This window comes from Pseudomonas sp. WAC2, from assembly GCF_030403525.1.
Classification (GTDB): Bacteria; Pseudomonadota; Gammaproteobacteria; order Pseudomonadales; family Pseudomonadaceae; genus Chryseomonas; species Chryseomonas luteola.
The window spans coordinates 552,426-574,918 of sequence record NZ_JAUEPD010000002.1; the positions used below are offsets into that span (position 1 = coordinate 552,426).

Here is a 22,493-nt window from a genome sequence, read left to right on the forward strand (position 1 = left end):
AAACGACATGAGTACGCATTACATTGGCGGTCAATGGCTGGCTGGCGAAGGCGCCGAATTCACTTCGCTCAACCCTGTCGGGCAAACCGTGATCTGGCGTGGAAACGAAGCCTCTGACAAGCAGGTATCGGACGCTATAGCCGCTGCTCGCGCCGCTTTTCCTGCATGGGCTCGCAAGCCGCTGGACGAGCGTATCAAGGTGCTCGAAGCCTTTGCAGCAACACTCAAGACGCGTAGTCAGGAACTGGCCAATACCATTGGTGTGGAAACCGGCAAGCCTCTTTGGGAAGCTGCGACAGAAGTCACCAGTATGATAAACAAGGTGGCCATCTCGATTCAGGCCTACCATGAGCGCACGGGTGAAAAGGCGGGCGTCTTGGGCGAGGCTAGAACGCGGCTACGACACAAGCCCCATGGTGTTGTTGCGGTATTTGGTCCTTATAACTTCCCAGGCCACTTACCCAACGGGCATATCGTGCCGGCTTTGCTGGTAGGAAATACTGTTGTTTTCAAGCCCAGTGAGATGACGCCTGCTGTCGCCGAGCTGACGGTCAAGTGCTGGATCGAGGCGGGGTTACCGGAAGGTGTACTCAACCTGGTGCAAGGGGCTCGCGCTACTGGTGTTGCCTTGGCTGCGCAGCCTGACCTCGATGGGCTGTTCTTTACGGGGTCAAGCCGGACGGGCGCCTTGCTCCATCAACAGTTTGCTGGTGCCCCCCACAAGATCCTGGCGCTTGAAATGGGAGGGAATAATCCGCTAGTGGTCGACACGGTCGATCAGATCGATGCAGCGGTCTACACGATTGTACAGTCTGCCTTCATTTCAGCCGGGCAACGCTGCACCTGTGCACGCCGTCTGTTAGTACCGAATACGGAGCAGGGCGACATCATTCTGGAGCGTCTGGTACAGGCAGCGGCCAGGCTGCAAGTAGGGCGGTTTGATGAAGAGCCGGCTCCTTTCCTGGGGGCTGTGATCTCTCTGGACGCTGCCCGCCAGCTACTTGAAGCACAAGAGCGTTTCCTGGCCAAGGGTGCAATGCCGCTACTGACCATGACTCAGCCCAACGCTGAGAGCGCTTTGCTCACGCCTGGCATTCTGGATGTGACCAGCGTTGCCGATCGTCCTGACGAGGAGTTCTTCGGGCCGTTGCTGCAAGTCATTCGCTACGAGAGCTTCGACGAGGCTGTACGCGAGGCTAACACTACCCGCTTTGGCCTGGCGGCAGGCTTGCTCTCGTCATCCAGCGCGAGGTACGAACAATTCCTGATCGAGTCGCGCGCGGGCATTGTCAATTGGAACAGGCCTCTGACAGGCGCTGCCAGCAGTGCTCCCTTTGGCGGTATAGGCGCTTCCGGCAATCATCGTCCCAGCGCTTATTATGCGGCGGACTACTGCGCTTATCCGGTCGCCTCGCTGGAAGCCGACACGCTTGATTTACCGGCAACACTGTTGCCTGGAGTCCATCTATGAACGCTTATGAAGTCAATTTTGACGGATTGGTCGGCCCGACCCATAACTATGGTGGGCTTTCCTATGGAAACGTAGCCTCTCAAAGCAATGGGCAGCTCACTTCGAATCCTCGCGAAGCCGCTCGCCAGGGGCTGGCCAAAATGAAAGCGTTGATGGAGCTCGGCTTCAAACAGGGCGTATTCGCGCCTCAGGAGCGTCCTCACGTTGCTGCGTTGCGCCAACTGGGCTTCACCGGGACAGATGCTCAGGTCATAGAGCGCGCCGCCAGGGAAGCCTTGCCGCTGCTTGCTTCGGTCAGCTCTGCTTCTTCAATGTGGACGGCCAATGCCGCTACCATCAGTCCTAGCGCAGATACGGCGGATGGACGGGTGCACTTCACGGCAGCCAACCTGAACAGTAAGTTTCATCGTAGCATCGAGCATCCTACGACCAGTCGTGTACTGGCGGCCATGTTTCGTGATGAAACGCATTTTGCGCATCATCCGGCCTTGCCGGCCGTAAACCAGTTTGGTGATGAAGGGGCTGCCAACCACACACGTTTCTGCCGCGACTATGACGAGGCTGGCGTAGAGTTCTTCGTGTTTGGTCGGAGTGCTTTCGACAACCGCTACCCGGCGCCGCAGCGTTATCCGGCGCGTCAAACCCTGGAAGCCTCCCAGGCCATAGCGCGGCTGCATGGACTGACGGAAGAGGGTGTGGTCTATGCTCAGCAGAATCCTGAAGTCATCGACCAGGGGGTCTTCCACAATGACGTGATCGCGGTGGGCAATGCTGAAGTATTGTTCTATCACGAGGATGCTTTCCTCGAAAGCGATCGCGTGCTCAAGGAGTTGACCGACAAGCTGGCTCGACGTGGCGGAACGCTGCGCGCCGTATGCGTACCCCGTAGTCAGGTAAGCGTCAATGACGCGGTACGGTCTTACCTGTTCAATAGCCAATTGCTGCTCAAGCCGGATGGCCAGACATTACTGATCGTGCCTGAAGAGTGCCGCCAGAATGCTCAGGTGTGGACATATCTGGATCAGCTCGTCAAAAGTGATGGGCCTATCCGCGAAGTCAAGGTGTTCGACCTCAAACAGAGCATGCAGAACGGTGGGGGGCCAGCCTGTCTACGGCTACGTGTAGCGCTGAAGCAGGCAGAGCTTGAAGCCGTCAATCCTGGTGTGCTGATGACGTCCGAGCTCTATACACGACTGGTAACCTGGGTAGATACTCACTACCGGGATCGCCTTAACGTATCTGATCTGGCTGATCCGCAGCTACTACTCGAGTGCCGAACAGCCCTGGATGAGCTTACACAAATCTTGAAGCTGGGTTCGGTTTATCCATTCCAGATCGATTGAGTACAGACATGATCGAAAGCTTGTCCCTTATTCTCGAAGACACCCAAGGCGAGCGCCGCGAAGCGCGAGCTGCCCGCGTTGCCGTTCAAATCAATGGCCGTGACCTCTGGCTGGAGCCAGACGGACAGGGTGGGCTTACGATCTATGCCGAGTCCTTTGAAGATGAGGCTGAGACCCCGGTACTGGGGTTACGCCCGCAGGCAGTGAACCAGTTTGGACTGGCGCTCAGTCTGGAGCCGGTCGAAGAGGACCATGAGCATGGTCCAGATTGTGGTTGTGGGCATGATCACTGACTAACACTACTTGCCAGCCAGGATCATCATGACGGAACAGTACGGTCTTTCTCTGGGCAAACTGCTTGAACTCACACTGGCTGGCCGAGAGCCAGCCGAAAAGATCCAGGTCACCTCCAGCGGTATTCGCTTGCAGTGGTTGAGTGAGGGCGCCTTGCTCGTCAAGCCGGCCAACGGAACGGATGCAGGGGTCGACCTCCTGCTTTCAGCCGGTATTCACGGCAACGAGACAGCACCTATCGAAATGCTGGATCGGCTGCTCAAACGCATTGCGAGAGGTGAGATAAAGCCTCGTGTTCGCATTCTCTTTCTTCTGGGCAATCCCGAAGCCATGCGGCGCAATGTTCGCTTTGTCGAGCAGGATATGAATCGCCTGTTCAACGGTAAGCATGTGCTGACGTCAGGATTCGAAGCTCAGCGGGCCGATCAGCTGGAGCGCTTGGTCGCACAGTTTTTCAGCGAGCCGGACAGGGCTCGACTGCATTACGATCTGCATACGGCGATCCGTGGTTCCGCTATCGAGCGTTTTGCGCTGTATCCCTGGAGCGAGGGGCGAGAGCACTCGCAGGCCGAGATGGCCAGGCTCGAAGCCGCCGGTATTGACGCTGTGCTATTGCAGAGCAAGCCTGGTATCACCTTCAGCGCTTACAGCTACGCGGCCCATCAGGCTGAAGCCTTTACGCTTGAGTTGGGAAAGGCCCGTCCATTCGGTCAGAATGCCGGCGTCGATGTCAGTCAGCTCGAGTCCCGACTCAAGGCTATTATCGAGCAGTGCGAGCCCGAGTTGCCGCAAACATTGGAGCGGCTCAAGGTGTTTCACGTCTCGCGAGAAATCATCAAGCAGAGTGAAGCGTTTCGCCTGCATCTGGCTGACGATGTCGCGAATTTCAGTCCACTGCCCGAAGGCTATTTGCTTGCAGAGGATGGTTCTCAAAAGTGGATAGTCACTGAAGCGGACGCCAGGATCATCTTTCCAAATCCCAACGTAAGGCCCGGTCTGCGCGCAGGGATTTTGATTGTTCCAACCAAAGCTTTAGACAATTCGTGATTTTCGAGGCGGCTTTGCATTAGCATCGGGATTTTCTCTTTCCGGAGCTGTTTGCATGAGCCTCATCGATTTGAGAAGTGATACCGTCACCCAGCCTACGCCAGCGATGCGCAACATCATGGCGAAGGCTGAGGTGGGGGACGACGTCTACGGTGAGGACCCTACCGTTCTCAAGTTGCAGCATTATCTGGCAGATGAGCTGGGTTTCGAGGCTGGTTTGTTTGTGCCGAGTGGGACCATGAGCAACCTGCTGGGGCTGATGGGGCACTGCGAGCGAGGTGATGAATACCTGGTAGGGCAGCTGGCTCATACCTACAAATATGAAGGCGGTGGGGCCGCTGTTCTGGGCTCGATCCAGCCACAGCCAGTCGAGATGGAGGCTGACGGAAGTCTGGATCTGGATCGCGTGGCGTCCTACATCAAGCCCAGGGATTTTCATTTTGCACGTACCCGCCTTCTGGCGCTGGAAAACACCATGCACGGCAAGGTGCTTCCCCTGAGCTATCTTGCTGATGCACGGCGCTTTACCCACGAGCATGAATTGGCACTCCATCTGGATGGCGCCCGTCTCTACAATGCGGTTGTCAAGCTGGGCGTTCCACCAAAAGACATTACACGTCACTTCGACTCTGTATCGGTGTGCCTCTCAAAAGGTCTTGGCGCGCCAGTAGGATCGGTTCTGTGTGGCAGCCAGGAATTGATCGATAAGGCCATTCGCTGGCGTAAGGTCGTTGGCGGCGGCATGCGCCAGGCGGGCGTCCTGGCGGCAGCAGGACTTTACGCGCTTCAGCACAACGTGACCCGACTGGCAGAAGACCATGCCAACGCAGCTCGCCTCGCTGAAGGACTTGAAAAGCTGGGCTACACTGTCGAGCCGGTGCAGACCAATATGGTTTACCTTGCCGCGGGTGACAAGGCTCCCAGACTCGCTTCTTTTCTGCGAGAAAGAGGCATTGTAGTCAGCCCGGCCGCACGGTTAAGGTTGGTGACGCATCTGGATGTGTCCAGCGCAAACATTGAAACCGTGCTGGAGGCATTCGCCGCCTATCGCAAGGCCTGAATCCACTTGAATCAAATAGGCAACGCCTATATCGCAAATTGACGACAGCTGGCGCTCCGTCCCGATATACTGCAAGACTTTGCTGGCGCGCTGTAGCCCTGTATCTGTCTGGAAGAATTTATGAAAAGCGCAGAAATCCGTGAAGCCTTCCTCCGCTTCTTTGAAGAGAAGGGGCACACTCGAGTGGCCTCAAGTTCGCTGATCCCCGCGAACGACCCAACCCTGCTGTTCACCAATGCAGGCATGAACCAGTTCAAGGACTGTTTCCTCGGCCTTGAAAAGCGCACCTATACCCGTGCGACCAGCAGTCAGAAATGCGTACGTGCCGGCGGTAAACATAACGACCTGGAAAACGTCGGCTATACAGCACGTCACCATACCTTTTTCGAGATGCTGGGTAACTTCAGCTTTGGCGACTATTTCAAGCGTGACGCCATCAGTTATGCGTGGGAATTCCTGACCTCACCCAAGTGGCTGGGTCTGCCGCAGGAAAAGCTCTGGGTTACCGTCTACGCCACCGACGATGAAGCCTACGACATTTGGACCAAGGACGTTGGCGTGCCTGCCGAGCGCATGGTTCGTATCGGTGATAACAAGGGCGCTCCTTACGCCTCGGATAATTTCTGGGCAATGGGCGACACAGGTCCCTGCGGCCCTTGCACAGAAATCTTCTTCGACCATGGTGAAGGCATCTGGGGCGGTCCACCCGGCTCGCCAGAAGAAGACGGTGATCGTTATATCGAGATCTGGAACAACGTATTCATGCAGTTCAACCGTACGGCTGACGGGGTTCTTCACCCGTTGCCGGCGCCCAGTGTGGATACGGGGATGGGGCTTGAGCGTATCAGTGCCGTTCTGCAGCACGTTCACTCCAACTACGAAATTGATCTATTCAGGAATCTTTTGGCGGCTTCTGCGCAGGCAATCGGCTGCGCCAATGATGACGCGCCTTCGCTCAAGGTTGTAGCCGACCACATTCGTTCCTGCGGCTTCCTGATTGCCGATGGTGTACTGCCTTCCAACGAAGGTCGCGGCTATGTACTACGTCGTATCGTCCGTCGTGCCTGCCGTCACGGTAATAAGCTCGGCGCCAAGGGTACGTTCTTTCACAAGATCGTGGCGGCCCTGGTGGCTGAAATGGGCGAGGCTTTCCCTGAGCTAAAGGATCAGCAGGCACATATCGAGCGCGTTCTACGTACCGAGGAAGAGCAATTTGCCAAAACCTTGGAGCAGGGCCTCAAGATTCTGGAGCAGGATCTGGCTGGCCTTGAAGGCGACGTGATCCCGGGTGATGTGGTGTTCAAGCTGTATGACACCTACGGCTTCCCCGTTGATTTAACAAACGACATCGCACGTGAGCGCAACCTGACCCTGGATGAGGAAGGGTTTGAGCGTGAAATGGAAGCTCAGCGTGAGCGAGCCCGCTCGGCCAGCTCGTTTGGTGTGGACTACAACAGTCTGGTCAAAGTCGAGGGCGAGACGCTCTTCACGGGTTATGACAGTCACGCCGGTAGTGGCAAGATCGTTGCGCTGTTCAAGGCAGGCAGCCCGGTGCCTCAACTGGTTGAAGGTGACGAGGGTGTCGTGGTGCTTGATCAGACACCTTTCTACGCCGAGTCGGGCGGTCAGGTGGGTGACAGCGGTTATCTGTTCGCTGACGGTCAGCGTTTCGATGTGCGTGACACTACCAAGGCAGGCGGTGCGTTCCTGCATCATGGCCTGGTTGCCGCTGGTACGCTCAAGGTAGGCGAGACACTGGAAACACAAGTCGACGCCTCTGTGCGCCAGGCTACGGCACTTAACCACTCGGCGACTCACCTCCTGCATGCCGCACTGCGTCAGGTACTGGGCGATCACGTCCAGCAAAAGGGCTCCCTGGTTGATAGTCAGCGTCTGCGGTTCGACTTTAGTCACTTCGAGGCTATCAAACCTGAACAGCTCAAGGAGCTGGAGGAAATCGTCAATACCGAGGTTCGCCGGAACACGACGGTTCAAATCGAGCTAATGGACATCGAAAGCGCCAAGCGCAAAGGTGCCATGGCGCTGTTCGGTGAGAAGTATGGCGATACCGTGCGCGTACTGACTATGGGTGACGGCTTCTCCATTGAACTCTGTGGCGGCACTCACGTTGCCCGCACCGGTGATATTGGTGTGTTCAAGATCATCAGTGAAGGCGGTGTGGCATCGGGTGTACGCCGTATCGAGGCGGTAACTGGCGCTGGTGCGCTGGCGTACCTGAACAAGGCGGAAGAGCAGCTCAAGGAAGCGGCAGGCCTGCTCAAAGGCAGTCGTGAAAATGTTCTCGATAAGCTCTCCGGTGTGCTTGAACGTAACCGTCAGCTAGAAAAGGAACTTGAGCAGCTCAAGGCCAAGGCCGCCAGCGCAGCTGGTAATGACCTGGCGGGGTCTGCCGTCGAGATCAAGGGCGTTAAGGTGCTGGCTGCTCGCCTTGATGGGCTGGATAGCAAGGCGCTGATGGCCATGGTCGATCAGCTCAAGAACAAGCTGGGCTCTGCCGTGATTCTGCTAGGTGGCGAGCAAGACGGTAAGGTCGTGCTGGTCGCGGGCGTGACCCAGGATCTGACCGGTCGACTAAAGGCGGGCGATCTGATGAGGCAGGCTGCTGCGCATGTGGGCGGGAAGGGTGGTGGTCGCCCTGATATGGCTCAGGGTGGCGGTACCGATCCGGCTGCGCTGGAAGGCGCACTTGAGTTGGCCCGCAGCTTTGCCGAAGCGGGATTGTGATTGAATAAGCGATGGGGCTCGCATCGCGCTCTGTGAGCCCTTGGCAGGTGTATACCTGAATTGTTAAATGAGCGCCCTCGCGTTAGGCAGCAATCAAATGGCATTGATCGTACAGAAGTTCGGCGGCACCTCGGTGGGTACTGTCGAGCGCATCGAACAGGTGGCCGAAAAGGTCAAGAAGTTTCGCGAAGCCGGTGACGATATTGTAGTAGTGGTTTCTGCCATGAGTGGCGAGACCAATCGTCTGATCGACCTGGCCAAGCAAATCATGCCGCAGCCAAACCCGCGCGAGTTGGATGTAATGGTGTCAACAGGTGAGCAGGTGACCATCGCCATGCTTGCCATGGCATTGACCAAGCGGGGTGTTCCGGCCGTGTCCTTCACCGGTGGACAAGTCCGGATCCTGACCGATAGCGCTTTTACCAAGGCGCGTATCGTCAGCATTGACGAACATCGTATCCGTGCCGAACTCAAGGCAGGGCGAGTCGTGGTTGTGGCAGGTTTCCAAGGCGTGGATGAGCAGGGCAATATCACTACCTTGGGCCGGGGCGGCTCCGACACCACGGGTGTCGCGCTTGCAGCTGCGCTCAAGGCAGATGAATGCCAGATCTATACCGATGTGGACGGTGTATATACCACTGATCCGCGCGTAGTGCCTCATGCACGTCGTCTTGAAAAGATCACCTTCGAGGAGATGCTGGAAATGGCCAGTCTCGGCTCGAAGGTTCTGCAGATTCGCTCGGTTGAGTTTGCAGGCAAATACAACGTGCCTCTGCGCGTACTTCATAGTTTTAAAGAGGGTCCAGGCACCCTAATTACTCTTGATGACGAGGAATCCATGGAACAGCCGATCATCTCCGGCATCGCCTTTAATCGTGACGAAGCCAAGCTGACCATCCGCGGTGTTCCAGACACCCCGGGCGTTGCATTCAAGATCCTGGGTCCCATCAGTGCGGCCAATATTGAGGTCGACATGATCGTGCAGAATGTTTCGCACGATAACACCACGGACTTCACGTTTACGGTACACCGTAACGACTACCAGAATGCGCTTGAAATCCTAAAGCAGACGGCAGCGACCATCGGCGCACGTGAGGCAACCGGTGATACCAAGATCGCCAAGGTATCAATCGTTGGGGTGGGTATGCGTTCTCATGCCGGGGTAGCGAGTCAAATGTTCGAAGCGTTGGCCAAGGAAAGTATCAACATACAGATGATTTCGACGTCTGAGATCAAGGTGTCGGTCGTTATCGAAGAGAAATACCTGGAATTGGCTGTGCGTGCTCTTCACACGGCTTTCGAACTCGATGCACCTGCTCGGGTAAGCGAATAGCCAATCTCTCTCTGGAGGGCGTTTTTGGATGCCTTCCATCGATTTGATCATGCCGCCGGAACTTTCTTTCTGGCGGTATTGGTCAATAGATCAGTAAGGATCGCGGGTTCCCGGAATTGATCCTGATTTTTTTGCAGACTGTGGTCCTGAACGAAAGGAGAAAAGGAATGCTTATTCTAACTCGACGGGTTGGAGAAACCCTTATGGTAGGTGATGAAGTGACCGTAACGGTCTTGGGAGTTAAGGGAAATCAGGTGCGCATTGGGGTGAATGCTCCTAAAGAAGTGGCGGTTCACCGTGAGGAAATCTACCAGCGAATTCAAAAGGAAAAGGACCAAGAACCTAACATCTGATTTTTATTTAACTTTTTGCTTGCATACGGGAAAAAATCGCGTATATTACGCCCCGTCGCGGTGAGGTGGCCGAGAGGCCGAAGGCGCTCCCCTGCTAAGGGAGTACACCTCAAAAGGGTGTCGAGGGTTCGAATCCCTCCCTCACCGCCATTTACGTTACAGGCTCCGGGAAAAGCGATTCAGAGTTCTATCCCTCTGATTCTATTAAGAAATTCGCTTGACTCAAAAAGATATGAGCCTATAATGTGCACCCTCAGCGCGCTCGTAGCTCAGCTGGATAGAGTACTCGGCTACGAACCGAGCGGTCAGAGGTTCGAATCCTCTCGAGCGCGCCATTTTGAAGGGTGTTTAACAAACACCCGGTTTTACCAGTGGTGGTCTGGATATAAAAGCACCAAGTTGCGCGCTCGTAGCTCAGCTGGATAGAGTACTCGGCTACGAACCGAGCGGTCAGAGGTTCGAATCCTCTCGAGCGCGCCATACCCCAAAGGGCTTGCAGAAATGCAAGCCCTTTGTTTTTGTGCCTTGAAAAACTTACGCAGACATGTTCCGGCGAGGCTATATGAACTGGGAACTTGAAAATCCGTTCGTCATATCGTTGCAGGTATCAATGACTGACATCGATGCGCTTGGGCATGCCAATAATGCTGTTTACGTCGCCTGGCTAGAACAGTGTGCCTGGCAGCATTCAAGTAGCTTAGGACTTGGTGTTGACGAGTTTCACCGGTTGGACCGCGCCATGGCGGTAGTTCGGCACGAGATCGACTATCTCGCAAGTGCTTTCGAAGGTGATCAGTTGCTGCTGGGAACATGGCTGACTGATTGGGACAGGCGGCTACGTATGACACGTCGTTTTCAACTGATGCGCCCGTCCGATGGTATGACCTTGCTGCGTGCAGTCACGACTTTCGTATGTATAGAGCTCTCTTCAGGTAAGCCGCGGCGTATGCCTGAGGCTTTCATTCAGGGTTACGGTCAGGCGCTGCCTGATTCGCTTTAAGTGTTCCAGAGGTCTACATGCAAATCGCTTTGGCGCCCATGGAGGGGCTGGTTGATGAGATTCTGCGCGATCTGCTGACGCAGGTAGGTGGCATCGACTGGTGTGTCACGGAGTTTATTCGCATTACCAACCGGCTATTGCCTCTAGCAACGTATGAAAAATACGCTCCGGAGTTGGCAAGCGGCTCGATGACGCGAGCGGGAGTACCCATGCGAGTCCAGTTCCTAGGGTCGGACCCTGTCTGTCTCGCAGAGAATGCGGCGTACGCCTGTACGCTGGGTGCTCCGGTCATTGATCTGAATTTTGGTTGTCCTGCCAAGACTGTTAACAACTCCAAGGGCGGTGCCATCCTCCTTAACGAGCCAGAGCTGTTGCACTCGATTGTCTCGCATGTTCGTCGTGCCGTGCCTTCGTCTATCCCGGTGACAGCCAAGATGCGGTTGGGCTATGACAGCCCTGAAGGCGCGCTGGAGTGCGCTCAAGCGTTGGTTTCTGGCGGGGCGCAACAGTTGGTTGTGCATGCTCGTACCAAAAAAGATGGCTATAAACCACCCGCTCACTGGGAGTGGATTGCCAGGGTTGCGGAAGTCGTCGACGTTCCTGTACTGGCTAACGGCGAGATCTGGACGCTGGAGGATTACTGGCGGTGCCGTGAGGTGTGCGGTATCGCGGAAGTTATGTTGGGGCGTGGACTGGTTTCCCGGCCTGACCTGGCGCGACAGATAGCGGCCAGCGTCAAGGGTGAGCATGTTGAGCCTATGCAGTGGGAAGAGCTGTTCGCGCTGCTACAGATTTTCTGGCTCAAAGCGCGCCAGAAGATGGCGCCACGCTATGCGCCGGGACGTTTCAAGCAGTGGTTGGGTATGCTTTCCCGTAATTATGAGGAGGCGCTGACGTTGTTTGGCGAAATACGCCGTGAGACAGAATGCGAGCGGATCGATACGCTGCTTGGCTTGCAGCCCTCAATTCCTTCGGTTGCATAGTCCAGTTCAGTTACCGTTCATCGGGCGTACTACTTGAAAAAAGCGAGCGGGTGCCTATATGGAGTCCTGCAGGGCGCCGAAGCCGGGCCTTGCGTTGAAACTTGCTGATGACTCAGGAGATTCCCTATATGAACACTGCATTCTCTCTTGCTCCCTTGTTCCGCCATTCCGTTGGATTCGACCGCTTCAATGACCTGTTCGAATCCGCGCTGCGCAACGAGTCGGGCAGCTCCTATCCACCCTATAACGTGGAAAAGCATGGCGACGATCGCTATCGCATCGTGATTGCGGCTGCCGGCCTTGCCGAAGACGACCTTGAGCTTGAAGTGGAGCGGGGCGTGTTGACCGTGAAGAGCGGCCGCCGTGAGAAGAGCGCCGACAGCGTGACCTATTTGCACCAGGGCATCGCCCAGCGTGCCTTCAAGCTGTCCTTCCGCCTGGCTGATCACATTGAGGTGAAGGGCGCGAGCTTGAAGAATGGCCTGCTCAACATCGATCTGGTACGTGAAGTACCGGAAGAGGCCAAGCCCAAACGCATCGCCATCAACGGTCAATTGAGTGCCGATAAAAAGCCTGCGCTGGAAGGTCAGAGTGCCTAAGTACAGCGGCCATCAAACAGTAGAAAAGGGGGGGCGCCATATGCGGCCCCTTTTTTATTCATACATGCAAATCGTTCAATAGCTTCATAAAGGCCTTGGCTGCATTGGAATGCGTTCGTTCTGTGTGAGCGATATAGCCCAGGCGACGTTTGAGGTGTATTCCCGGCAAGGGAAGTCTCACGACCTGTTCATCAAGCATTGTCCGTGGAAGAACGCTCCAGGCAATGCCGATGGAGACCATCATTTTAATGGTCTCCAGATAATTTGTGCTCATTGCAATGTTGGGGGTGAGCTGCTGCGCCTCAAACAAGCCCCGCACGATGTGATGGGTAAAGGTATTTCCGCCTGGGAAAACGGCAGGGTGCGCAGCAACGTCAGCCAGGCTGATTTGCTCTGACATGGCCAGGGGGTGCTCAGGCGCTGCGACAAAATCGAGGGGGTCATCCCAGACAGGTGAGGCCTGGATAAGCGGCGATGCTTCTGGCGCCAAGGTGATAATGCCAAGCTCCACACGCCCCTGTAGCACTTCCTCATATGCCGCTTCTGAGTCAAGAAAGCGAATATCCAGAGAAACTTTTGGGTATAGGCGTGTAAAGGTCCTGAGTACCGGCGGTAGCCGATGTAATCCGATGTGATGGCTGGTGGCCAAAGTCAGTTTGCCAGCAATCTCGCCATTGAGATTGGCCAGTGCTCTTCGGGTGTCAGCCAAGGCGTCTTTTACCTGGTAAGCCCTAGGTAAAAGCGCTCGACCTGATTCGGTCAGGCTGATTTCCCGCCCAATACGATCGAAGAGACGTGTTTCCAGTTGCTGTTCAAGGCTGGCAATTCGTTTGCTGACGGCAGGTTGTGTCAAATGAAGCCGTTCGCCTGCCTCGGAAAAACTTCCACTCTCAGCAACTGCTATAAACGCATTAAGGCTATTCAGATCCAAAAGATGGATTCCTGATGGTTATGCAGATCATGAAAATTATGAATTTGTTTTATGAGAGCATCAAGCGTTAGGATCACCTTACAAGCCCTAAGGGCATAGAAACACGCCGATGAGGACGTTAGTGATGGCTGGCAAGACCCTTTACGACAAACTCTGGGATATGCATTTGGTCAAGCAGCGCGATGATGGTTCGGCACTGCTGTACATTGATCGTCATATCATTCATGAGGTGACCTCACCTCAGGCATTCGAAGGCCTGCGCTTGGCTGGGCGCAAGCCTTGGCGTCTAGGCGCCAATCTGGCAACGCCAGACCACAACGTGCCAACCACGCCGGATCGTAAGGAAGGTATTGCTTCCATCAAGGACGAGACGTCTCGCATTCAGGTTCGTACGCTCGACGAAAACTGCGATGACTTCGGTATTACTCAATTCAAGATGAATGACGTACGTCAGGGCATCGTGCATGTCATAGGCCCAGAGCAGGGCGCCATCCTGCCCGGCATGACTGTGGTATGTGGTGACTCCCATACGTCCACCAATGGTGCGCTTGGGGCCTTGGCTCATGGTATCGGGACGTCCGAGGTTGAGCACGTACTTGCGACCCAGTGCCTGGTCGCGAAGAAAATGAAAAACATGTTGGTACGCGTCGAGGGTGAATTACCTTTCGGCGTAACCGCCAAAGACATCATTCTGGCTGTGATCGGCAAGATCGGTACGGCGGGAGGTAATGGGCACGCTATCGAGTTTGCGGGCAGTGCCATTCGCGCCTTGTCGATGGAAGGCCGAATGACAATCTGCAACATGTCAATTGAGGCGGGCGCACGTGTAGGTATGGTGGCGGTCGATCAGACCACGATCGATTACGTAAAAGGGCGCCCTTTTGCCCCTGCGCCCGGGTATTGGGAGCAAGCCGTAGCGGTATGGCGCGGGCTGGTCTCTGATGAAGATGCTGTCTTTGATACCGTCATCGAGTTGGACGCGACCAAGATCAAGCCTCAGGTTAGCTGGGGGACTTCCCCTGAAATGGTGGTTGCGGTAGATCAAGCCGTTCCTGATCCGGCCCAGGAGCGAGACGCCGTGAAGCGTGGCTCTATTGAGCGCGCATTGAAATACATGGGATTGCAGGCCAGTCAGCCTATTACTGATATCCGTCTGGATCGAGTGTTCATTGGCTCCTGTACCAACTCTCGCATTGAAGACCTTCGCGCCGCGGCGGCTGTCGCCAAAGGCCGTAAGGTGGCAAGTTCCATCAAGCAGGCGCTGGTGGTGCCTGGATCTGGCCTGGTAAAGGCTCAGGCTGAAAAAGAAGGTCTGGATAAGGTCTTTATCGACGCAGGTTTCGAATGGCGTGAGCCGGGCTGCTCAATGTGCCTGGCAATGAACGCGGATCGCCTTGAAAGCGGTGAGCACTGCGCATCCACATCCAACCGCAACTTCGAAGGGCGTCAGGGTGCCGGTGGTCGTACGCATCTGGTAAGTCCCGCCATGGCCGCTGCGGCAGCGATTGCAGGGCATTTCGTTGACGTTCGTGAATTCGGTCGCGTTTAAGGAGCATCTCATGCAGGCATTTACTCAGCATACAGGCGTGGTTGCTCCATTGGATCGCGCCAATGTCGATACGGATCAGATCATTCCAAAGCAGTTTCTTAAATCTATTAAGCGGACCGGCTTTGGCCCCAACCTGTTTGACGAGTGGCGTTATCTGGATGTAGGGCAACCTGGGCAGGACAATAGCCAGCGTCCACTCAATCCGGATTTCGTGCTTAATCAGTCCCGTTACCAGGGGGCTAGCATTCTTCTAGCGCGGGAAAATTTCGGATGTGGATCATCCCGTGAACACGCGCCTTGGGCGCTGGATGGATACGGCTTTCGCGCTGTGATTGCTCCGAGCTTTGCTGACATCTTTTTCAACAACAGTTTCAAGAACGGTTTATTACCAATCGTCCTGCCAGAACAGGAAGTAAGTGAACTCTTTGCTCAGGTTGAGTCGACAGAAGGGTATACCCTTGAAATCGATTTGGCCTCGCAGGTTGTGAAACGTCCTGATGGCAAAGCCATTCCCTTCGAAATCGACGCGTTCCGCAAGCACTGTTTGCTTAATGGGTTGGATGACATTGGTCTGACCCTGCAGGATGCGGATGCCGTCAGGGCATTCGAAAAGACATACCAACAGGCCAATCCCTGGTTGTTTCAAAACGCATGAGGTAGGCAACATGGCTGGTGATCACGAACAAATTGTCCAATCCCAATTCGGTACGATGGCTGAGTCGTACCTGGGGAGTAACGTCCATGCTCAAGGCTCTGAACTGCAGGAGATGCGGGAACAGGTAGCCAAACGCGAGCAGGCAAAGGTTCTGGATCTAGGGTGTGGGGCCGGCCATGTCAGCTACAATATTGCGCCTGTGGCAGGTTCGGTGGTGGCATTGGATCTGTCAGAAGAGATGCTGGCCATCGTCAAGCGTACGGCCAATGAGCGCGGCATCGACAATATCAGTGTGCAACCCGGGATGGCTGAGCGTCTGCCGTTTGGGGATGCCAGCTTTGATTTCGTTCTTAGTCGGTATTCTGCGCATCATTGGCGTGACATCGGCTCGGCCCTGAGCGAGGTGCGGCGTGTGCTGCGTTTCAATGGTCAGGCTGCGTTTGTAGATGTTATCTCGCCTGCCAACCCCCGTCTTGATACTTATCTTCAGACCGTAGAAATCCTGCGTGATAACAGTCACGTCAGAGACTACTCCATGGCTGAGTGGCTCCAGATGCTGGGTGTTGCTCGTCTGGGAGTAACCCGCTGTGTTCGCCAGCGGCTGCGCTTGAACTTCCTGGAGTGGGCCGAGCGGATGAATACGCCTGAGCCCATGCGTCAGGCCATACGCACAGTACAAGGCCGGATTGGCCAGGAAGTCCGTCATTATTTCGAAATTGACAAGGACGGCTCCTTTACCGTCGATGTGATGGTACTTTGGGCCCAGCCTATATGATTCTGGGTGGTGCCCTTGCACCACCTCTACTTTTCCATGGATAAGTGAGATAACAATGAGCAAACAGATCCTCATTCTGCCAGGCGATGGCATTGGCCCTGAAATCATGGCTGAGGCTGTTAAGGTTCTGAATCGCGTCAACGACATGTTCGCATTGGATTTCGAGCTGATCGAAGATGTAATCGGCGGTGCAGCCATCGACAAGCATGGCGTTCCGTTGGCTGATGAGACACTTGAAAAGGCTCGGGCAGCAGATGCTGTTCTGCTGGGTGCGGTGGGTGGTCCCAAGTGGGACAAGCTTGATCGTGCGATTCGTCCTGAAAAGGGTTTGCTCAAGATTCGTTCTGCGCTAGGTCTGTTTGCTAATCTGCGTCCGGCCATTCTCTATCCGCAATTGGCGGAGGCCTCTACCCTCAAGCCAGAAGTGGTGTCAGGTCTAGACATCCTGATCGTGCGCGAGCTGACCGGCGGGATCTACTTTGGCGGCCCTCGCGGTATCCGCACGCTCGATAACGGTGAGCGTGAGGGTTTTAATACGCTTCCCTACAGCGAAAGCGAAATTCGCCGGATCGCACGTGTCGGTTTTGAAATGGCTCGTGTCCGCGGCAGGAAACTCTGCTCGGTAGACAAGGCTAACGTCATGGAGTCCAGTCAGCTATGGCGAGAGGTTGTGGAAGAGGTCGCCAAGGATTATCCCGATGTCGAGCTGAGTCATATGTATGTCGATAATGCGGCCATGCAGTTGGTGCGCGCGCCCAAGCAGTTCGATGTAATGGTGACGGACAACATGTTTGGCGACATTCTGTCGGATGAGGCCTCAATGCTGACCGGTTCGATTGGCATGCTGCCTTCCGCTTCGCTGGATGCCAACAACAAAGGCATGTACGAGCCCTGTCATGGTTCGGCGCCGGATATCGCCGGACAGGGCATTGCCAACCCGTTGGCTACGATTCTTTCCGTTTCCATGATGCTCCGCTACAGCTTCAACCAATCAAAGGCCGCTGAGGCGATTGAGCAGGCGGTAAGCCGTGTTCTGGACCAGAACTTGCGTACAGGTGATATCTGGTCAGCGGGCTGTCAAAAAGTAGGTACTCGCGAAATGGGCGAGGCAGTAGTCGCGGCGCTCGCAAGTGAGTAATCTGTACGGCCGGCCGGAGCGCTTCCGGCCGCCACTTCCAAAAAAGGTGCAGTAGCAATGAAGCGTGTAGGTTTAATCGGATGGCGCGGTATGGTGGGATCCGTGCTCATGCAGCGTATGCTGGATGAACGTGATTTCGACTTGATCGAGCCGGTGTTCTTTACCACCTCCAATGTAGGGGGCGAAGGTCCTTCCATTGGAAAAGATATCGCTCCGCTGAAAGATGCCTACAGCATTGACGAACTCAAGGGTCTGGACGTCATCATCACGTGCCAGGGCGGCGATTACACCAGCGAAGTTTTCCCGAAGCTGCGGGAAGCCGGTTGGAACGGTTACTGGATTGACGCTGCGTCTACCTTGCGTATGCATGATGATGCCGTGATCGTTCTGGATCCCGTAAACCGTCGAGTGATCGACCAGGCGCTTAACGAGGGCACCAAGAACTACATTGGTGGCAATTGCACCGTTAGCCTGATGTTGATGTCACTGGGCGGGCTGTTCGAGGCTGGCCTGGTTGAGTGGATGAGCGCAATGACCTATCAGGCAGCGTCAGGTGCCGGTGCTCAAAACATGCGTGAGCTGATTCGCCAAATGGGCGCGACACATGCAAGCGTTGCTGACGATCTGGCAGATCCTGCCAGTGCGATTCTGGATATTGACCGTAAGGTGGCGGAAACGCTACGGGACGAGTCTTTCCCGGTAGAGCAGTTCGGTGTGCCGCTTGCAGGGAGCCTTATTCCCTGGATCGACAAGGAGCTGCCTAATGGACAGAGCCGAGAGGAATGGAAGGCGCAAGCGGAGACGAACAAGATCTTGGCCCGCTTCAAAAACCCGATTCCTGTCGATGGTATCTGTGTCCGCGTGGGCGCCATGCGTTGCCACAGCCAGGCATTGACCCTCAAACTTAACAAGGACGTGCCGATTTCCGATATCGAAGGTTTGATCAGTCAGCACAATCCATGGGTCAAGCTGGTGCCGAACCACCGTGAAGTCAGCATGCGTGAGCTGACCCCTGCTGCGGTAACAGGCACGCTTAACGTGCCGGTAGGTCGTCTGCGTAAGCTGAACATGGGCTCCCAATACCTGGGCGCATTCACTGTCGGCGATCAGTTGCTATGGGGAGCGGCTGAGCCGCTGCGCCGTATGCTGCGTATTTTGCTTGAGCGTTGATGTATTACTCCTCATTCCGTTGAGATCATGCTTCTCCATGATTCACGGCAATTGAAAGTCTTAAAGGCGGCCGCTACAGTGCCGCCTTTTTTCATTCTGGGCTCCTGCACATGAACACATCCCTTTCGGTCGTTGTCGTTGGTGCAACAGGCAACGTTGGCGAAGCTATCGTGACATTGCTGGAGGAGCGTGATTTCCCGCTCGTCCACCTTTATTTGGTAGCGTCAGCTGACTCTGTTGGTCAGTCTATTGCCTTTCGCGGCAGAAACCTGCGCATAACGGCAGCTGATGACTTTGATTTTGGCAAGGCTCAACTGGCCTTTATGGCAGCTGATACGGTATCGGCCGGGACGTTGGCAGAAAAAGCGTTCGAGGCGGGATGTTCGGTTATTGACCTGACTGGCTCTTTGGATAGCTTACGTTCGCCGCGTGTGATGCCGGACGTCAGCAGCGAACTCATTGGCCAGCAGCAAAGGCCTTGTCTGCTGTCAGTGCCGAGTGCACCTGCCGCAGTACTCATTAGTACACTGGCTCCCATTTGCCATCAAAGTGCTATTGAGCAGGCAACTGTTACCGCTTGTCTCGCTGCCTCTAGTCGGGGTAGGGCCGGTGTTCGAGAGTTGGCGCGGCAAACAACCGAGCTGCTAAATGCGCGTCCACTGGAACCAAAGGTATTTGGCAAGCAGTTGGCATTCAATGTGCTAGCACAGACCGGTGAACCACAGTCAGATGGCTATACTGCAATTGAGCATAGAGTCATGGGCGAGTGTAAAGAAGTGTTGGGCGACAGTCTCGGAACATTGGCGGTCAGTTGTATTCAAGTGCCAGTGTTCTTTGGCGATAGTCTTTCGGTAACCGTTAAAACACGTGATATTTTGGCTATAAAAGATCTGAATTTGGCCTATTCTAAGCATGAAGGCTTGGAATTGTTTGATGCAGAAGAATATCCAACGGTCGTGGATGATGCGATCGGACGTGATGAAATATTGATTGGGCGCGTCAGACATAATCCTGAAGATCCACATCTGATTGAAATGTGGATCGTTTCAGATAATGTTCGAAAGGCGGCTGCGCTTAATGCCGTGCAAACGGCTGAATTATTGATAAAACATTATCTGTAAAAGATACTGATTTAAGTTAGGGCAGACTTATCAGTAAATAATTGGCTAGGCGTACCGTTCAAACTGGCCGGTCATCTTGAACGGTACCTAGGTAAGCAAATCTGCTGCCGACAGAAATCATAAGGGAAAGCTATGGTTCGGGTTCGAAAATTAGTGCTAGCAATCGCGGCGGCATCCGCCTTTGCGTCAGGAGCGACGTATGGCCTTGGCCTCGGTGATATTCATCTGAATTCATCACTGAATCAGCCATTCAATGCGGTCATTGACCTCAAGGATGTTCGCGACCTTTCAGCAGAAGAATTGCGCCCCGTTCTGGCTTCCCCTGAAGACTTCAGTAAAGCCGGTGTCGATAGAAACTATTTTCTGACCGATCTTAAATTTACGCCTGAAGTCCGAGCGGACGGGCGTAGTGTTATTCGTATTACGTCATCCAAGCCGGTACGTGAGCCCTACTTGAACTTCCTGCTGGAAGTGAGCTGGCCAAGCGGTCGCGTGCTTCGCGAGTACACCGTTCTACTGGACCCACCGCTTTACACGCCTCAAACGGCGGCAGCACCCGTAGCGCCTGTTACGGCGCCTGCACCATCAAGACCTGCGCGTCCAGCGGCAACCCCGGTACCTTCAGGTGCAGCGGGTGTGCCTGTCACCATGAATGGTGAGTACACGACCAGCCCGAAAGATACCCTGTGGGAAGTGGCAGACCGTACTCGTCCCAACGACAACGTCTCTGTACACCAGATGATGCTGGCTATCCAGGATCGTAACCCTAGTGCGTTTTTGAGCAATAACATCAATTTGATGAAGAGTGGGCAGGTTCTTCGTCTCCCCAATGATGAGCAGATCAGAGTGCGTTCCCAGCGCCAAGCATTGGAAGAAGTGGCTGCTCAGAACCGAGCCTGGCGTGGTGGTCTGCAGGCCGCTGATGCCGCCAACGTGCCAGGTTCGCCTCGACAACTTGATGCTACCAACAGGCAAGGCCCGGAGAGTGCACCGGGGGCGGCCGAGCAGCAGGACAATCTGCGCCTGCTTTCCGGTCAGCAGGGCAAATCAGCCTCTGGTAGCGACCAGGGAAATAGCGGTAATAACCAGGCGCTGGCAGACAAGCTGGCCGTGACGCAAGAAAGTCTGGATTCGACTCGTCGCGAAAACGAAGAACTCAAAAGTCGCATGAGCGATTTGCAAAGTCAGCTGGACAAGTTGCAAAAGCTGATGCAACTCAAGAATGCCCAGCTAGCTCAGCTGCAGGCTTCGGCTGCCAATCAGGGCGTTGCTCCAGAATCCCCTGAGGCGTCGGCTCCGGTAATCACTCCGCCGGCCACAACGCCAGAGGGTGAGCCTGCTCAACCTACGGCTGATCAAAGCGCGCCTGAACAGGCTGAAGCAGCGCCTCCCGCTACGCCAGAGGATACTGCACCCGATTCGGCCAGTGCTCCAGAAGTGCCGGCCGAAACACCCGCGGCGCCTTCGGCTACTACGCCTGCCATGCCCGCCACTGCAGCTCCGGCTCAGCCTGTTGAACCTGTTGCCGAAGAGCCCGCCAGTTTCCTTGATCAGATATTTGGAAACACCCTCTGGTTGGGTGTAATTGGTGGCAGTGCGCTGTTGGCGCTGCTGGTTCTTCTGATGGTCATCTCTCGCCGCAACGCCATGCGTGAAGCCGAGCGTGAGGCCGCCTTGGAAGAGGAGCAGTCCATTGGTGCCTATCGTGTCGATCCCGATATTCATGAAAGCAGTCTGGACGGCTTGGATATAAGTGACCTGTCCGAAAGCAATCTGGATAATCAGAACACCGATGCCAAGCAGCCGTCTGACGCGCTAGGTCAGGCTGATATCTATATGGCCTATGGGCGCTTCAATCAGGCTGCTGATGTTCTGCAGAAAGCCAGTGATGAGGAGCCGCATCGCGCTGACTTGCGTTTGAAACTCATGGAAGTGTATGCCGAGATGGGCGACCGTGAGGGCTTCATTCGCCAGGAAAATGAGTTGCGTGAAATTGGTGGATCCCAGCCGGAAGTCGAGCAGCTCAAGTCCCGTTACCCTGCCATGGCTGCCGCGGCGGCTGCAACAGTCCTGGGTGCGGCAGCGCTGGCTGCTGCGCACGAGGTCAGTGAGTCCGAGGAGCATCGCCTTGATGAGCCCGAGACTACTGAGAAGCTCGATGACGATTTCGATCTGAATTTCGATGACTTCAAGCTGGATGACACTGAAGAGCCAGCGGTGGTGCGCGAAGATACGAATACATTCGATTTTACCGCAGAAGAAACCACTGCTCAGATTGCCAAGGATGACGATTTTGACTTTGACTTCGATCTGTCGAGTGATTCGGAGCGTCCGGTAGCACCCGAGCATACGGCGTTAAATGACGAGTTCTCTCTGGATCTGGATGAGTCGGATCGCAACGCTGAGCCGGTGGCCTTTAGCGAGCCTGCGGTTCACGCTCCTGAGGATGACTTCAGTCTCGATCTGCCAGATAATGAAACGAAGCCTTCGGACGTGAATGATCTGTCGGATGACTTCGATCTTTCCATTGATGAGCCAGGAGCAGAGCCAGAGCCTATTGCTGAGCGTGAAACGCCTGAAGCGGCTGACCCACAAGCACACAGCTTCGAAGCTGAGCTTCAGCGCGCCAATGCTGATCTGGAGCAGAGCAGTCCTGATCTGAGGGAAGAGACTGTAGCTGAGGAGCGCAAAGACGAAGCCAGTACTGACTTCGGCAGTTTTTCTGCAGAGAGTGGTTCAGGTCTTGATGACGATTTCGATTTCCTTTCGGGTGAAGATGAGACGGCAACCAAGCTTGATCTGGCCCGAGCCTATATCGATATGGGCGACGCGGATGGGGCTAGAGATATCCTTGATGAGATTCTGGCCGAAGGTAGTGATGCCCAGCGTAATGAGGCTCGCGAGATGTTGGCCCAATTGAGTTGAA

The 22,493-nt window shown here is 55.1% G+C and carries 19 protein-coding genes and 3 tRNA genes; 21 read left to right on the top strand and 1 reads right to left on the bottom strand.

The genetic code is table 11. The annotated features are described in order from the left end of the window. Positions 1–7 precede the first annotated feature (7 nt). From astD to QWJ10_RS06820, 14 genes are all read left to right on the top strand, one after another. Positions 8–1,471 carry a succinylglutamate-semialdehyde dehydrogenase gene (astD, locus tag QWJ10_RS06755; RefSeq protein ID WP_289924933.1) on the top strand — a complete coding sequence of 488 codons (1,464 nt, stop codon included), beginning with the start codon at positions 8–10 and terminating at the stop codon, positions 1,469–1,471. After that, entirely contained in the window at positions 1,468–2,814 is a 1,347-nt protein-coding gene (astB, locus tag QWJ10_RS06760) for an N-succinylarginine dihydrolase (protein ID WP_289924934.1), read from the top strand. Before astD ends, astB begins: the two co-directional genes overlap by 4 nt. 8 nt (positions 2,815–2,822) lie before the next feature. Continuing rightward, positions 2,823–3,107, top strand: a complete 285-nt coding sequence (locus QWJ10_RS06765) for a hypothetical protein (RefSeq protein ID WP_010794958.1) — start codon at positions 2,823–2,825, stop codon at positions 3,105–3,107. Between the two features lie 28 nt (positions 3,108–3,135). Beyond that, complete coding sequence (gene astE, locus QWJ10_RS06770; protein WP_289924941.1) at positions 3,136–4,155, top strand: succinylglutamate desuccinylase; 1,020 nt, start codon at positions 3,136–3,138, stop codon at positions 4,153–4,155. A 55-nt stretch (positions 4,156–4,210) separates the two neighbouring features. Continuing rightward, positions 4,211–5,215: a low-specificity L-threonine aldolase gene (gene ltaE, locus QWJ10_RS06775; RefSeq protein ID WP_289924943.1), complete on the top strand. Its 1,005-nt coding sequence runs from the start codon at positions 4,211–4,213 to the stop codon at positions 5,213–5,215. A 120-nt stretch (positions 5,216–5,335) separates the two neighbouring features. Continuing rightward, complete coding sequence (alaS, locus tag QWJ10_RS06780) at positions 5,336–7,960, top strand: alanine--tRNA ligase (protein ID WP_219652362.1); 2,625 nt, start codon at positions 5,336–5,338, stop codon at positions 7,958–7,960. 97 nt (positions 7,961–8,057) lie between these two features. Further along, positions 8,058–9,293 (top strand): aspartate kinase, encoded by a 1,236-nt coding sequence (locus QWJ10_RS06785; protein WP_010794954.1) that lies wholly within the window; start codon positions 8,058–8,060, stop codon positions 9,291–9,293. Between the two features lie 167 nt (positions 9,294–9,460). Further along, positions 9,461–9,646 carry a carbon storage regulator CsrA gene (gene csrA / locus QWJ10_RS06790; RefSeq protein ID WP_010794953.1) on the top strand — a complete coding sequence of 62 codons (186 nt, stop codon included), beginning with the start codon at positions 9,461–9,463 and terminating at the stop codon, positions 9,644–9,646. A gap of 59 nt (positions 9,647–9,705) precedes the next feature. After that, positions 9,706–9,796: transfer RNA gene (locus QWJ10_RS06795), tRNA-Ser, on the top strand. 108 nt (positions 9,797–9,904) lie between these two features. Then, positions 9,905–9,981, top strand: a tRNA-Arg gene (locus QWJ10_RS06800). 68 nt (positions 9,982–10,049) lie between these two features. Then, positions 10,050–10,126 (top strand) — tRNA-Arg (locus QWJ10_RS06805). Positions 10,127–10,208: 82 nt separating this feature from the next. Then, on the top strand, positions 10,209–10,646 hold the full coding sequence (locus QWJ10_RS06810) for an acyl-CoA thioesterase (RefSeq protein ID WP_019365431.1): 438 nt from the start codon (positions 10,209–10,211) through the stop codon (positions 10,644–10,646). 17 nt (positions 10,647–10,663) lie between these two features. Beyond that, the gene (locus QWJ10_RS06815) at positions 10,664–11,629 is read left to right on the top strand and encodes a tRNA-dihydrouridine synthase (RefSeq protein WP_010794951.1); all 966 of its coding nucleotides are present in this window, start codon (positions 10,664–10,666) and stop codon (positions 11,627–11,629) included. Positions 11,630–11,757: 128 nt separating this feature from the next. Then, complete coding sequence (locus QWJ10_RS06820; protein ID WP_289924950.1) at positions 11,758–12,228, top strand: Hsp20 family protein; 471 nt, start codon at positions 11,758–11,760, stop codon at positions 12,226–12,228. Between the two features lie 58 nt (positions 12,229–12,286). On the opposite strand, the gene QWJ10_RS06825 is transcribed toward QWJ10_RS06820, so the two are convergent. After that, complete coding sequence (locus QWJ10_RS06825) at positions 12,287–13,159, bottom strand: LysR family transcriptional regulator (protein ID WP_019365756.1); 873 nt, start codon at positions 13,157–13,159, stop codon at positions 12,287–12,289. Between the two features lie 124 nt (positions 13,160–13,283). Here QWJ10_RS06825 and leuC point away from each other — a divergent pair, with 124 nt between their 5' ends. The 7 genes from leuC to QWJ10_RS06860 all read left to right on the top strand — a co-directional run bounded on the left by leuC (position 13,284) and on the right by QWJ10_RS06860 (position 22,492). Further along, positions 13,284–14,708, top strand: coding sequence for a 3-isopropylmalate dehydratase large subunit (leuC, locus tag QWJ10_RS06830; RefSeq protein WP_289924951.1), 1,425 nt, complete (start codon positions 13,284–13,286; stop codon positions 14,706–14,708). Positions 14,709–14,718: 10 nt separating this feature from the next. Further along, positions 14,719–15,363: a 3-isopropylmalate dehydratase small subunit gene (leuD, locus tag QWJ10_RS06835; protein WP_010794947.1), complete on the top strand. Its 645-nt coding sequence runs from the start codon at positions 14,719–14,721 to the stop codon at positions 15,361–15,363. Between the two features lie 10 nt (positions 15,364–15,373). Beyond that, positions 15,374–16,138, top strand: a complete 765-nt coding sequence (locus QWJ10_RS06840) for a class I SAM-dependent methyltransferase (RefSeq protein WP_010794946.1) — start codon at positions 15,374–15,376, stop codon at positions 16,136–16,138. Positions 16,139–16,193: 55 nt separating this feature from the next. Further along, positions 16,194–17,276 (top strand): 3-isopropylmalate dehydrogenase, encoded by a 1,083-nt coding sequence (leuB, locus tag QWJ10_RS06845; protein ID WP_289924952.1) that lies wholly within the window; start codon positions 16,194–16,196, stop codon positions 17,274–17,276. Positions 17,277–17,333: 57 nt separating this feature from the next. After that, complete coding sequence (gene asd / locus QWJ10_RS06850) at positions 17,334–18,446, top strand: aspartate-semialdehyde dehydrogenase (protein WP_289924954.1); 1,113 nt, start codon at positions 17,334–17,336, stop codon at positions 18,444–18,446. Between the two features lie 110 nt (positions 18,447–18,556). After that, entirely contained in the window at positions 18,557–19,567 is a 1,011-nt protein-coding gene (locus QWJ10_RS06855; RefSeq protein WP_019365759.1) for an aspartate-semialdehyde dehydrogenase, read from the top strand. 132 nt (positions 19,568–19,699) lie between these two features. Continuing rightward, positions 19,700–22,492, top strand: a complete 2,793-nt coding sequence (locus tag QWJ10_RS06860) for a FimV/HubP family polar landmark protein (RefSeq protein WP_289924956.1) — start codon at positions 19,700–19,702, stop codon at positions 22,490–22,492. Position 22,493 lies beyond the last annotated feature (1 nt).